Here is a 12,650-nt window from a genome sequence, read left to right on the forward strand (position 1 = left end):
CCCAAAGCCAGACTCAAACTATCAAATCACTACTACAAAAGGGCAAGATTAGAAATTGTTCAGCAAAGAACAGACCGTAAAGATTCTGCAAATGAATACTTTATTTTAATAAAAAAAGAGATGAGATGCCCCTGCTGTCTATCATTTAGAGAATATCTCTATCAGAACAATAGCTATCTCGGTATTTCAGATGGTTCTGAAAAGTAGTAGCCCTGAGAATACTCAATACCCAGCTCTTCAACCACTTTCTGTATTGCAGCATTGTGTACAAACTCTGCAATACAGGGTATATTACTTTGCTTTGCAAAAAAAGCAATACTTTTAGCAACATTGTAACTACGTTGATTAACATCTATATCTTTGATGTATTTTGCATCAATTTTAATAAAATCAACATCAAGTTCAAGTGTTCTTTCAAAATTGGAGTATTCAGCACCAAAATCATCTATTGCCAGGGAATACCCCTCCCTTTTAAGTTGTTCCAGCTGTCGTATATTGTCTTGTTGTCCAGTGGCACTCATCCCTTCAAGGATCTCTAAAATAACACGTTCGGGTTTAATACCATATTGTTTGGATTTCTCATTAAGATATACACATAAATAGTTTCTACTTAGATCATCTTCCGTAATGTTAATTGAAAAAGAGTAGTCGTTTTCAGCCATCATTTTAAAACTTTTGTCAATCATTACTTTGGTTATATTTGGTAAAAATCCCGATAACTGTGCTGCTTCCAAAAACTGGTTTGGAGATATTAGTTGATCATCATTTTCAATACGTGCCAGTACTTCAAATTTTGTAATTGTATTTCTTTTATTGTTCCAGATACCCTGAAAATATGGAACAATTTTATCTTTCTCCAGTGCTTCACATAACAGATTATGCATTGAGATAAAGGCTTCACGCTTCGTATAGTCAATGCTATCCCTTTTTTCATAAAAAATATAGTATCTGTCTTTTCCCCGTTCTTTTGATTTCTTTAGTGCCAACGTAGTATTTCGGATTACTTTATCCCTGTCATAGGCAGCACCGTATGAAAATGATAGATGAAGCGTAATCGTCTCAATTTGAATTGTATTATTGTGAAAATAGTTTTGAATTTGTTTTATTTTTTCTTTAAAGTCGATCTCTTCATTAAAAAGCAAAGCAAACTCATCAGAGTATAAACGATAAGCGGAGTGTGCATCAAAAGCTTCTTTTAGAATATCAGCTACTTTGACCAACAGTTTGTCTCCAATTTCAAAACCGTAAGACATATTAATATAGCTGAAGTTATTGATATCCAACATAATAATAGAAAATGATTTTTCTGTGCTTACTACTTCTTCCAAATAGGTACGGTTGAAAAGTTTGGTCAATTTGTCATGATAAGCATGATATTCGACCTGCTTTAAGAGTGCATCTTTTGCTTCTTTCTCCTGACGTAATTTTTTGTTGGTTCTATATTCACGGATAAAAGAGAGAAGGAGTACAACCATGAAGAGCAGCAAAATGAAAAAAATAACTTCTTCATTCTGCTTAACCCACTTTTGAAGAACTTCAGATTTTAAGTCTGCATAATAGCCGATTTCCAATCTCTTCATCAACTCTTTTACTTTTTGGTAATTATATGGTGCCGTCCAGTGATAGGGAGAATCTGAGTTTTTGGTAATATCACTATTTTTAGGAAGGGATAAAAGTGTAAGAACAACTTTTTTGGCAATATCGTTATGCACATGTTTTGTTCGTGCAAAAGCCCATTCCGGATATAATTCAGTGCTGCAAAGGAAAGGAAAGTTTTTATGTATAAGTTGATGTAAAACAGTGATTTTATTTAAGTCAACCTCTTTTTCTGATTGCAATTTTTCCAAAATCCCTGTTCGAACAATTCCAATATCTGCTTTATTATCAAGTATAGCTTTGACAATCTTTTCCTGTGTACCCAAAAACTCAACATCTTTTTCATTCAATGGTATATGATGATATTTTAATATCTCATAACCTATTAGCCAACCGCCAAATCCAAATGGTGCAATTGCAGCTATTCTGGTATTATTGTCTATTTGAGACAAGCTGGTTATATTAGATGATCTATGAGTAAAAATTACAGATCCAAATTGGGTAACATTGTTCTCTTTTGCCAAAGTGAGCATTTTGGAAGCACCTACTGTTAATTCCAGTTCAACATACATTGCAGGCGGAGAGATAATAAAGTCTATTGTGCCGGCCCTTACCTCTTCTTTTAACTTGGGGAACTGAGTTGGAAGAAACGGAACAAGTTGAAAATGGTGTTCTGGGATTTTTTCATTCAAGTAGGTAATGGTAGGCATCCAGTCTTTTTCTGCCTGATCTATACCGTGATGGGCAACTACGGCAATTTTTATATTCTGTGCACTTAAAAGTATTGGTAAAAACAGTAAAAAAATACGCATAAAACTCATACTTAACCCTATTTTTTATAGTAAATGAATCAAAATTCAAAATTATACTAATTTAAAACATTTTGTTTTATTAAAACTTGATCATTTGAACGTTTTACACTACTCTTTTATGCTGCTCTAGCAGTACACAAGCTACCTGGAGAGAGTATCAATAGTTAATTTGGAGATTTTCAATCTTCTACAAAATGATTTTACAACTGTTTTTATGACGAAGAAGCAGCAAGAACTTCCCTGCCATCAGCAGCAACATCAGTATGATACAAGGAAGTTTTAAATCTTTGTATCATTAAATCTGCTATAGCTTTTTCATCATCGATGACAAGAAGTCTGTTTTTTATGTGCTATTTAAAAAGTTTTTTGAAAATGAGTAAAGAGATAATCATCATTTTTTACACTCGCATGGCACGAGATACACCCCTGTGCTCCTTTAGCCCAGGGTTTGTAGCCATCCTTGGTTTTGACAAAACGGGCATAGCCCCAGTGATCACCATTGTGGTTGAATTTTTTACTATCCTTCAGCATATACTCAACTCTTTGTATTTTATCTGCTTCAAGTGCACCCGGCCATGTTGGCATTTTTTTAACACTCCATCCTATTTTAACAATTTTACTCCCCTCTGGCATAATCTTCTCATGCTGTGTAAGAGCATTATATGCAACAGGATTTGCTAAAACATATCGTATTTCATTTTTATCTGTTCTAAAATGTGTAGCTACAATTTTATAGTTTTGATACCCTTCTATCCCTTTGAAAGGCAATTTGTTATCTGGCATTTTTAAATCCGGTACCCTGGAGTTGTTTGTTAAATAGACATCAGATTGCGCGAACAAACCTGAAACTAAAACTGTTGAGAGTAAAACTTTTGTTACTGTTTTCATAAAATACTTCCTTGTTTTAAAATATATAGTATTGTACAGAACAATTATAGAGATTGTCCAAAGATCACATTAATCTTATACTATTTTCCATCAGATCTCTTTTTGGCAAACTTTTCACACTCTTCTTCCGGCTTTGGAAGTCCGGTCTCAGGAGAGAGACAAGGTGCCTGAAAAAGATATCCGCTCCACATGCCTTTCAGTGTTTTTATAAATACCAGGATCCAAAATACAGCAAGCTGAATGGCAAATAATATACCAAGCAGTTTAAACACTTCATAGTCAGTAGCCTTCCATAACTGCAGAGTTGCTGCCGTAAAGACTCCAACCGGAAATGTAAATCCCCACCATCCCATGTTAAAAGGAAGCCCCTCTTTAAAATACTTTAATGTAATGATCCATGCCATGACATACCACCACAAACCATATCCCCAAAGAAGCAACCCGACTATAAATCCAAATGAATATAAAAACTCTGCAACATTTTCCAGTCCTGTACCCATCAATACTGTCCGAGAAGCATTTCCAAGCAAAAGAAGACCTAATGCCCCTGTTCCAAGCGGCCCCAATGTTAACCAGCTGGTAACTGCCAATGCTTTTTCGGGCAGTTTATGTGATACAAGTCTCAAAAATAGAATAACCAGTACAGAGAGTGCCAACGGTACAGAAAATGCCCATAAAATATAACTGGTGACCAACATGGTTTCAGCTGTTGCAGCAGAAAAATATGGAGCAAGCATTCCACCGGCAGAAGCTGTAACCTCTGATGCCACAATAGGTAAAAGCCATACTGCTGTCATATTTTCAAGCTTATGCTCTTTTTGTATAGTAAACATAAAATAGGGAAGAAGCCAACCGACACCTGCTGCTAACAATGCATCGAACCACCACAAATAAAGAGAAATATCTAAAGCCATATCACCAAGTAAAGAAGGCCCAAAGATAGCGAATCCTTCCAGTATGGGGACAAGTGCCATAGGAATAGCCCCCAAAAACATTGATTGGACGGGGTGTTTGAACATCAATTTAACAGCTTCCGGATAAAAAACTATTCTTGCAATAAATAATACTGAAAACAACACAAAGAAAAAGATGTCAACAAGCCAAAGTATCTCACCCCAAAACATCTGAGAAGCAAATAAGTTTGCTTTTATATTGTGCAACGTTAAAAAAGCGATACCCGTACCCATATTCAAGGTAAACCAGTTTGGTGTAAAGTTTCGAACAACTTCGCTGAGACTATTGTGTGTTAATGGTTTTATCCCCATATGCATTTCTCCTCTTATCTGTTAATCCATGAAGATTCTAGTTACCGTATCAATTTAGATAAAAATATACCTCTACAGGATCTATCATAATCAAGACAGCTACTTAATGGCCAACTTTGCTGTCAAAGACCATAGCTTCTCTATACTATTTTGATACTGAATTATATAATAGAACAGTTGATTTGAAAAATATATTAAATTTAATAAAATATTTTAAATATTCAATAAGTAATAATACAGTGTGTTATCTTTAACACTATTTCTGATAGAATAAGCATAATTAATACATATGCATATGGCTCAAGGTTTGAGCTGACATAAATATTGCTATTATTTTCTGCAAAATTTATAGTCCTATTTTTATGCAAAATAGGAGATATCATCAATGAACAGACGAAACTTTATCAAAACGTCAACTGCTACTTTTTTAAGTATGTCAGCTCTACCTAACCTATTGCTCTCTGGCGAAGAGAAGCATAAAAGCAGAAGCTTTAGACTATTGTATACATTTGACATACAATCAGACCAAAAAGTGTTTCCTGCAAGACTCTGGAATCCTTTGCCTTTACATAATATGTATCAAAAAGTAAAATTTTTCAAATATAGTGGAAACTTTGATGCGAGTCATATAAATAGAAAAAATATTTATGATGCTCAAATACTTTATGCACAATGGCATGCAAGTGACACATCAAAACAGTTAACCATTGAAATGGAGATCGAGACACTTGACAGAAGTGTCTCCTTAAAGAAGATAAAAAAGGCAAGTCAAGCAAACCTTCCTGTACCAGAGGATGTCAGGCTCTATTTACAGCCAACCACACATATACCTACAGATGGAAAAGTGGCACTTAAAACCATGGAAATCACAAAAGGGATAACAGACAGGTTTCAGAAAGTTGAGGCTATTTACAATTGGATAACTGAAACAACCTTTCGAGACCCATCAATTGTGGGATGTGGTGTCGGTCATGCCGGAAAAATGATAGAAAGTGGCTATTTTGGCGGAAAATGTACAGATATCAGTTCACTTTTTGTCGCATTTTTACGCTCAGCCGGTATTCCGGCCAGAGAGGTATTTGGAATTAGAGTTGGCAAATCACATTTTTCAAAAATATTAGGCAAATCAGACAAACATGGATTTGCAGATATCTCTACATGGCAACATTGTCGCGTAGAGTACTATATTCCTGGCGCAGGATGGATACCAAGTGACCCTGCAGATATTACAAAACTGGAGTTGGGAGAGGGGTTGAAGTATAGTGATCAAAGAGTACAGGAACTCAAAAAAAGATATCTGCACTCATGGGAGATGAATTGGATCGGGTTTAATCATGGACGAGACTTTGTACTCTATCCTGAGCCTGAGCAGTATCCTCTTAATATGCTTGGATATCCTTATGGTGAAATAGAGGATGAAGTGTTGGACTACTATTCTCCCAAACATTTTTCCTATCGTATCACTTCTCAAGAACTGGGGTTGAAATGAATGAGAAAAAAACATTTTATACCCTCATAGCGGGGTCTCTCCTATCTGCTGTTTTGGCAGGAAGCTGCTGTTTGGCCCCTTTTCTCTTTTTGGTATTTGGTGTAAGTATGAGCTCTCTATCATTTCTACAAATTTTTGCACCCTATCAAAACTATTTTATCTTTTTTTCAATGATAAGTATCCTCTATCTCTGGTATGACTACTTCAAGAGAAAAAGAAGAAGTGCCATCTGTACCGATAGACTTTGCAGCCACTATCTACACTATCTGCTCATTGGATCTGTCATTGTACCTGTGTTGATAACATACCCCTACTGGGCAACTTATATTTTGGAGTAAATCATGAAAATATTGTTAGTATTCATCATCCATTTTACTCTTTTTGCTGAAGATAAAACAGCTTTAATCAAAGTGACAGGGATGACCTGTCCTATGTGTACAACAGCAATTAAAAAAAGTTTAAAAAAAGTAGATGGTGTGATTAAAGCAAAAGTAAAACTCAATACAGCAGTCGCAACCGTAACCTTTCGGGAAAAAGTCACACAAGGACAGCTGCTTAAAGCCATAGCTGATGTGGGATACAAAGGAGAATTTATCTCCGTAAAGTAGCGGTTAAACGTTTAGGATACAAAAGTAGACCCATTGCATCAATAATACTTTTACAGACAATATCTGAAGCTAAAAGTGTCTCTTTGGCACATCCCTCATCTCCTAAAATAGCGATTGAGATCACAGCAGACTTTAACATATCAACATCATTGTTTCCATTACCAAGGGCGATAGTTCTTTCCCTGTCCAAGCTTTTAAGAAATATTTCTTTCTCCTTTGTATGATTGTCACTCGTTAAAACAACCACTTCCAAATCAAAATCTTTAAGCTCTTCATGAACACTTCCAAAAGTATCGGCAGTAATGACATAGACGTTATACTGTTTGCATATCTTTTGGAGCAGGGATCTTCTTTTTTTACCTACTTTTCCATTTTTTGCCAATGTTCCATTGTAATCAAAAAGAATATTTTTAATCTCAACATTTTTGAAGTTTGGTATTTTTATCATGTGACAACTATGGGAAGTGCTTCTTTTTGACATACTTCTGCAACAATGGCACTATATCCATACCCTTCGTTTTTCAGTCTCTCTACAAGTGCATCGGCATCTTTTTCTGCCACTGCAATGAGCAGTCCACCTGAAGTTTGTGCATCAAAAAGTAAAATATCTTTTTGGGTTTGAAATACTACTCTCTCCTCCAGATACTTCTGATTACTTTTACTTCCTCCCGGGATAACTCCTTGCGCAGCAAAGGTTTTTGCTTCTTCCATAACAGGAATAGCATGATGGTTAAATTTAAGTGTGACACGATTGTCTGCCATCTCCATAGCATGCCCCATAAGACCAAACCCTGTAATATCTGTACAAGCACTTACATCAAAATCCTGCATCGCTACAGAAGCTTTGTAGTTCAGTTGTGCAAGGATGTTCACTACATTCATTATCTTCTGCTTATCTAACTTGTCTGCCTTAATAGCTGTGGTCAAAATACCCATGCCCAAAGGTTTGGTTAAAACAAGCAGGTCTCCTACTCTAGGTTTGTTGTTATGATAAATTCTGTCTGGATCCACCCTGCCCATAACACTCAGCCCATAAAGCATCTCAGGCGTTTTGATAGTATGCCCACCGACAATAGAGCCTCCACACTCCTTTATCTTACTCTCACCCCCTCGAAGTATCTCCTGGAGTACATCAGGAGTCTGGTTACACGCATCAAACCCTACAATGTTAAGTGCCGTCAGTGCTTTACCGCCCATGGCGAAGATATCACTAAGAGAGTTTGCAGCAGCAATTTGACCATAGTAGAAAGGGTCATCAACCACAGGGGTAATAATATCTACTGTTTGCACTATCGCAGTATGTTCATCTATTTTATATACAGATGCATCATCACTGCTGTTTAAATCTATCAAAACATTTTCATCGTTACAGCTCAGCTTACCAATAGCATGTGACAGCTCCCCCGGAGCCAATTTGGCAGCTCAACCGGCAGCTTGAACATATTTTGTTAGTTTTGCTTTGTTATCTAAATCTTTCAAGTTATTTCTTTATTGTTTAATGTATGGCGAGAGGGTGTAGGAATCGAACCTACCTTCAGACAGTCAACTGCCCAAACATCGGGTTTGAAGCCCGTGATGCCCACCAGGGTCATATACCCCCCGTAGAGTGTATGTTATTTTATCTAAATAAAGGTAAATGGATGTTTACCTTTATCATTTTAGACTTTGTGTATTGTGCATATCGTGTCGTTCCAGGCTTGCATACCTACTAGTGGTGCCGGATTTATAGGTATGAGAGTATTGGGGTTGAAACCATTACCCGTACCTCCTTTGCTCTTATCCCACCAGATATTTCCACGGAGATCCAAGTCTTCATAAGCAGAAAAACCGATTGTCTCTTTTTTCCTACCATTTGAAGCTTTTGGCACTCTTCCCCCGTAATTCATACCCAAAGAGTTGCTAACAGCTACTACCTTCGGATGGATTCCCTGTGTTACAAAAGCTTTTATTTTCATACTGCCTACCACCTCATTATGTAGAGATGCCCTAAACCCACTTTTGGGTCTATAGCTTGTAATCTCTACAATATCACCATTTTTTATCTTTAGTTTTTTTGCAGTTGTAGTATTTATCCAGACAGGATTGTCATGTATAATTTCACTCAAATATTTTTGAGGAGCCGTTCTGGCTTGTGTGTGAACATTCCATTTAAATGTTGTAAGAACAAACTCATGTTCAGATATTTCCTTTAAAGATTTTGGCATTTCAAAATGGGGAAAGCCATCATCTTTTATCTGAAGTGCTTTGGCTGTTTGAGAGATAGTACTTGAATAGATTTCAAATTTTCTTGAGGGTGTTTTAAAACCTCTTTTTGCCACACCATTTTGCATAATACCTATAGCTTTTCCTTTTTTACTATAGATAATTCCATCTTTTATAAAAGAGTCTTTTAGTTTTTCAGGGCTTAGTACCTTATTGTATGATTCATAATTTTTCTCTTTATCTTCCACCCAGACACCATACTTTTTCATATACTCAAACCCACTTAAACCTTCCCTTCTGGGCAAAGTATCCAGTCTAAGTTTTATAAACTCTTCATAAGAGTCAAAATCAAAATACTGTGCAACAGGTTTCCCTAGTCTCTTAGCGATCTTTATAAGTGTATCGGCAAAATTTTCACAATCGTAAGGTGGGTTGACCGCAGGCTGTCTCAATGCAAAATAAGGTACAAGTTCATAGGCATTACGACCTTCTAAAGTATACCTTTCAAAATAAGTAGCATCAGGAAGAATCAAGTCGGCATAGTGAGCCATTTCAGAATATACCACATCAGAACAGGCATGAAAACCTATCATCTCTTCATCTTTTAAAGTTTCTACAGTGAGTGTTGGTCCTTCTGGCCAGGTTTGAGGAGCAGAAATAGTATAAGAGAGATATACATCAAGTTTTTGATTTGTATTTTTCAATTTGTCAAAGACCAAATGGCTTACTCTCATTTTTTGCCATTTGTTAGCAAGAGGGTACAACCTTGGATCTTCAAGGTCAGTTGTAAATCCAGGTTTTGGCGGGATAGGTTTTGGCATAGGAAATGATGTATTCCCTTTATTTTTTGACCCACCGAAAGTATAACCTCCTTTTTGACCAATACTTCCTACCAATGCATTCAGCATAATCACAGCCCTGTCATTATTCAAACCATTTTGATGAGCTTGTGAACCTCTGTTTGTAAACGCAGCACAGGCCGGTGCACAGGAAGCAAACTCTGTGGCAATACGAATGATATCTTTTTCATCTATGCCGCTCAGTTTTGAGGCGTATTGTGGTGTATATGGTTTTAGAAATATTTGAATCTCCTCTAAAGAAGTATTACTCCATTCTTTAATAAAGTTTTCATCATAAAGCCCCTTCTTTACAATCACATGTGCCATTGCCAAGGCAACAGCTCCTTCTGTTGAGGGGAAGGGAGCAAACCATTCATCACTTCTCCCTGCTGTATTGGAGAGTCTTACATCAAAAGTGACTAATTTCGCACCATTGTTTCGTGCTTTCACAAATCGTTTAAGTAGCGGAAGTCCTCCTTGATGTGTTTCAAAGAAGTTTGAACCAAAGTTTAAAAAATATTTACAGTTTACCGCATCCACTGTCTCCCAGCTGGTATCTCCAATGGTTGTGTAGTTTGCTGCTCTTTTGTTAGAAGAGCATAGACCTCTGTGATTTAATATGACTGGAGAGCCTATGGCATTCATGAAGCGGTTGGTAATATCTCCCATTTTGTTTCGTCCAAAATGTAATGCTACCTTTTCCGGTTCACCTGCATCAAGATTTTTTTTGATACGTGTGGCAATCATAGCATAAGCCTCGTCCATACTAATCCTCTGCCATAATCCATCACCCCTTTTTCCAACCCTTTTTAAGGGGTATACAATACGTTCAGGATAATCCACAGCAGCAACACCGCCATGTGCCTTTGCACAGAGTTTCCCTTGTGAGTTTGGATCAAGAGGATTTCCCTCTACCCCTAATATTTTTCCATCTTTTACTAAAACATTCATGCCGCAGACCGTTGAACAATTCAGACAGACACTGGGTACTTTTTCTACAGATTTAATATTTTGAGCAAGTGTTTTTTCTGCTTGTAACAGTTGTATCTCAGTTGCTTCTGTTTTGGGAGATAAAGCAATAATACCACCAAGTTGCAATGTTGCCATTGAAACAGCACTTTTTTGCATAAAGGTTCTTCTATCCATGATATTCAGCCTCCCAGTTTTCTATTTCATAATTCAAGGGGGAAAAAGGATGTCCTGCTTTGAGTTTTTGTTTCATGAGCGGATTTGCACCAATATGCAGTGTATGAGGTTTATCTTTTTCATCATTTTTAAAAGGTAAAGCATTTGAAGGAATACAATGGTCACCTTCCACAAGAGTAAGTGCTTCAGAAATACACGTCTCAACACAAGCAGGCTGCATACCTGCCTCCAAACGATGAGAACACAAATTACACTTTTCGGCTATATGCGTTAAGGGGTTTAGGTAGATTGCTCCAATCGAGCAGGCTTTCACACAGTCACCACAACCATTACATTTGGATTCATCTACATGAACAATACCATTTTTACGAAAAAGTGCTTCTTGTGTACATACACTTACGCATGAAGCATCTTCACATTGTCTACACATCAAAGGTAGAAATTCTCTTTTAACTTTAGGGTACTCTCCTGTATCCAAATAGAGTGTAACCGTACGAAAAAATCCTAAAGGTGCAGAAAACTCTTGTTTACAAGCCACTTCACATGCATGGCACCCTACACATTTATTGGCATCAATAACCATACGATAATGTTTCATAGTATTATCCTGACGATATTAAAATATTTTGATTCTATAATGTGGTAAAGAAAGAAGAAATTAACACATATGCTTGATCCTCAAGCCTTTTCAATAAAAACATTATATCAAATAAGAGATAAAAAAATATTTAATAGGTAAATATGAATTTACCTATTTTTCATATTAAGAAGGTGTACTGAATGGTTTGCGGCCAAGGGATCATATACTACCCTATATAGAGCCTATTTACTTTGTCTACAGTAATAACAACTTTGAGATTTTAAACTAAACAAATTTAACTTGTCTAACAATATATTGCATTTTTAAAAACAAAAGGTAAAAAAATATTTACTTAAAATTGACAAATATATAAAATTTAACTATACTAATATGTTTAATCTGATTATAATGATATGTTGTGGGTTAGTGTGTCTAATATTATCCTTACAATATAGTATTTATAGAAGTAAAATATCCAAAACATATTTTACAAGATTACTCAAGGAGTGATTACTTCGTACTTAATATAAAATTCACAAAAGGATAAAACGATGAAAAGAAGAACCGCAATAAAACTGTCTCTGATATCATTAGCATCCAGTTATGCAATGGCGTATGACAAGAGTAAAATTGTAAACACAATAAAAATGAAGAAAAAAGACCCTGAAAAACCTGAAAAAGGTGAACTCAAACATACACCGGATATCACAGTAGGCGAGGTAGATGCAAAAGGGTATATCAGTGTAGAAGTGAATGTGGGTCAGGAGGGAATTATTCATCCCAGTACGGAAGATCACTGGATATATAAAATAGAACTTTATGCTAATGGGGAAAAGGTTGCACAGGTAGATTTGGAACCTTCGATTTCAAGAGGATACCTGGCAACAAAAGTGAAAAAAAATGGTTTAAACGAGTTAAGGGCGATTTCATGCTGTAATCTGCATGGAGATTGGGAAAACGTGCTTAAAGTATAAAAGCTATAATATGGAGTAACATCCGTTACTTCATATTATCTTCAATCCATTTGATAGCTGCTTTTGCTGTTTTAAACTTTTGAGACTTTGCTACAATGGTAGTACCTTCATAGAAGTGTATTCTAATTTCATCTTTAATCTCAGCAACTTTTACACGGGTGATTTTATCTGTGTTTAAAAACACTCTATTATTCAGTTTTACGAACATATTTTATCCTTTATTAAAATGATTTCCAATAGTAGCACACTCT

General features: G+C 36.1%; 12 protein-coding genes and 1 tRNA gene. 4 read left to right on the top strand and 9 right to left on the bottom strand.

All coding sequences use genetic code 11. The features are described 5' to 3' along the window. Nucleotides 1-173: 173 nt before the first annotated feature. The 3 genes from IMZ28_RS07225 to IMZ28_RS07235 all read right to left on the bottom strand — a co-directional run bounded on the left by IMZ28_RS07225 (nt 174) and on the right by IMZ28_RS07235 (nt 4,561). Nucleotides 174-2,417, bottom strand: coding sequence for an EAL domain-containing protein (locus tag IMZ28_RS07225; RefSeq protein WP_197547917.1), 2,244 nt, complete (start codon nt 2,415-2,417; stop codon nt 174-176). A 345-nt stretch (nt 2,418-2,762) separates the two neighbouring features. Then, nucleotides 2,763-3,296, bottom strand: coding sequence for a cytochrome P460 family protein (locus IMZ28_RS07230; RefSeq protein ID WP_197547918.1), 534 nt, complete (start codon nt 3,294-3,296; stop codon nt 2,763-2,765). Nucleotides 3,297-3,376: 80 nt separating this feature from the next. Further along, the gene (locus tag IMZ28_RS07235) at nt 3,377-4,561 is read right to left on the bottom strand and encodes a TDT family transporter (protein WP_197547919.1); all 1,185 of its coding nucleotides are present in this window, start codon (nt 4,559-4,561) and stop codon (nt 3,377-3,379) included. A 559-nt stretch (nt 4,562-5,120) separates the two neighbouring features. Between IMZ28_RS07235 and IMZ28_RS07240 the strand changes: the two genes are divergently transcribed. Genes IMZ28_RS07240 through IMZ28_RS07250 form a run of 3 tightly spaced genes read left to right on the top strand, consistent with a single transcriptional unit; the run spans nt 5,121 to nt 6,658 of the window. Further along, entirely contained in the window at nt 5,121-6,050 is a 930-nt protein-coding gene (locus IMZ28_RS07240) for a transglutaminase-like domain-containing protein (RefSeq protein ID WP_232087436.1), read from the top strand. Then, nucleotides 6,047-6,388 (top strand): mercuric transporter MerT family protein, encoded by a 342-nt coding sequence (locus IMZ28_RS07245; protein ID WP_197547921.1) that lies wholly within the window; start codon nt 6,047-6,049, stop codon nt 6,386-6,388. Before IMZ28_RS07240 ends, IMZ28_RS07245 begins: the two co-directional genes overlap by 4 nt. Before the next feature lie 3 nt (nt 6,389-6,391). Further along, nucleotides 6,392-6,658, top strand: coding sequence for a heavy-metal-associated domain-containing protein (locus tag IMZ28_RS07250; protein WP_197547922.1), 267 nt, complete (start codon nt 6,392-6,394; stop codon nt 6,656-6,658). On the opposite strand, the gene IMZ28_RS07255 is transcribed toward IMZ28_RS07250, so the two are convergent. The 5 genes from IMZ28_RS07255 to IMZ28_RS07275 all read right to left on the bottom strand — a co-directional run bounded on the left by IMZ28_RS07255 (nt 6,642) and on the right by IMZ28_RS07275 (nt 11,443). Next, nucleotides 6,642-7,106 (bottom strand): HAD family hydrolase, encoded by a 465-nt coding sequence (locus tag IMZ28_RS07255; protein WP_197547923.1) that lies wholly within the window; start codon nt 7,104-7,106, stop codon nt 6,642-6,644. The genes IMZ28_RS07250 and IMZ28_RS07255 overlap by 17 nt on opposite strands. Next, a complete protein-coding gene (gene selD, locus IMZ28_RS07260; RefSeq protein WP_197547924.1) occupies nt 7,103-8,137 on the bottom strand; it encodes a selenide, water dikinase SelD in 1,035 nt (344 codons plus the stop codon). The genes IMZ28_RS07255 and selD overlap by 4 nt, the downstream gene beginning before the upstream one ends. A gap of 24 nt (nt 8,138-8,161) precedes the next feature. Then, nucleotides 8,162-8,259 (bottom strand) — tRNA-Sec (locus IMZ28_RS07265). A 57-nt stretch (nt 8,260-8,316) separates the two neighbouring features. Then, nucleotides 8,317-10,845 (bottom strand): molybdopterin-containing oxidoreductase family protein, encoded by a 2,529-nt coding sequence (locus IMZ28_RS07270; RefSeq protein ID WP_197547925.1) that lies wholly within the window; start codon nt 10,843-10,845, stop codon nt 8,317-8,319. Then, nucleotides 10,838-11,443 (bottom strand): 4Fe-4S dicluster domain-containing protein, encoded by a 606-nt coding sequence (locus tag IMZ28_RS07275; RefSeq protein ID WP_197549821.1) that lies wholly within the window; start codon nt 11,441-11,443, stop codon nt 10,838-10,840. Before IMZ28_RS07275 ends, IMZ28_RS07270 begins: the two co-directional genes overlap by 8 nt. A 533-nt stretch (nt 11,444-11,976) precedes the next feature. Here IMZ28_RS07275 and IMZ28_RS07280 point away from each other — a divergent pair. Next, nucleotides 11,977-12,399 (top strand): desulfoferrodoxin family protein, encoded by a 423-nt coding sequence (locus tag IMZ28_RS07280; RefSeq protein ID WP_197547926.1) that lies wholly within the window; start codon nt 11,977-11,979, stop codon nt 12,397-12,399. A 25-nt stretch (nt 12,400-12,424) separates the two neighbouring features. Here IMZ28_RS07280 and IMZ28_RS07285 read toward each other — a convergent pair whose 3' ends face one another. After that, complete coding sequence (locus IMZ28_RS07285; RefSeq protein WP_197547927.1) at nt 12,425-12,607, bottom strand: sodium-dependent tyrosine transporter; 183 nt, start codon at nt 12,605-12,607, stop codon at nt 12,425-12,427. Nucleotides 12,608-12,650: the final 43 nt, after the last annotated feature.

It is taken from the genome of Sulfurovum indicum (assembly GCF_014931715.1).
Classification (GTDB): Bacteria; Campylobacterota; Campylobacteria; order Campylobacterales; family Sulfurovaceae; genus Sulfurovum; species Sulfurovum indicum.

What these genes read in the sequence shown, in the direction of transcription:
- IMZ28_RS07255 (WP_197547923.1), bottom strand. Translation starts at nt 7,106, where the DNA reads ATGATAAAAATACCAAACTTCAAAAATGTTGAGATTAAAAATATTCTT.
- IMZ28_RS07270 (WP_197547925.1), bottom strand. Translation starts at nt 10,845, where the DNA reads ATGGATAGAAGAACCTTTATGCAAAAAAGTGCTGTTTCAATGGCAACA.
- IMZ28_RS07225 (WP_197547917.1), bottom strand. Translation starts at nt 2,417, where the DNA reads ATGAGTTTTATGCGTATTTTTTTACTGTTTTTACCAATACTTTTAAGT.
- IMZ28_RS07250 (WP_197547922.1), top strand. Translation starts at nt 6,392, where the DNA reads ATGAAAATATTGTTAGTATTCATCATCCATTTTACTCTTTTTGCTGAA.
- IMZ28_RS07230 (WP_197547918.1), bottom strand. Translation starts at nt 3,296, where the DNA reads ATGAAAACAGTAACAAAAGTTTTACTCTCAACAGTTTTAGTTTCAGGT.
- IMZ28_RS07235 (WP_197547919.1), bottom strand. Translation starts at nt 4,561, where the DNA reads ATGGGGATAAAACCATTAACACACAATAGTCTCAGCGAAGTTGTTCGA.
- IMZ28_RS07280 (WP_197547926.1), top strand. Translation starts at nt 11,977, where the DNA reads ATGAAAAGAAGAACCGCAATAAAACTGTCTCTGATATCATTAGCATCC.
- IMZ28_RS07275 (WP_197549821.1), bottom strand. Translation starts at nt 11,443, where the DNA reads ATGAAACATTATCGTATGGTTATTGATGCCAATAAATGTGTAGGGTGC.
- IMZ28_RS07285 (WP_197547927.1), bottom strand. Translation starts at nt 12,607, where the DNA reads ATGTTCGTAAAACTGAATAATAGAGTGTTTTTAAACACAGATAAAATC.
- IMZ28_RS07245 (WP_197547921.1), top strand. Translation starts at nt 6,047, where the DNA reads ATGAATGAGAAAAAAACATTTTATACCCTCATAGCGGGGTCTCTCCTA.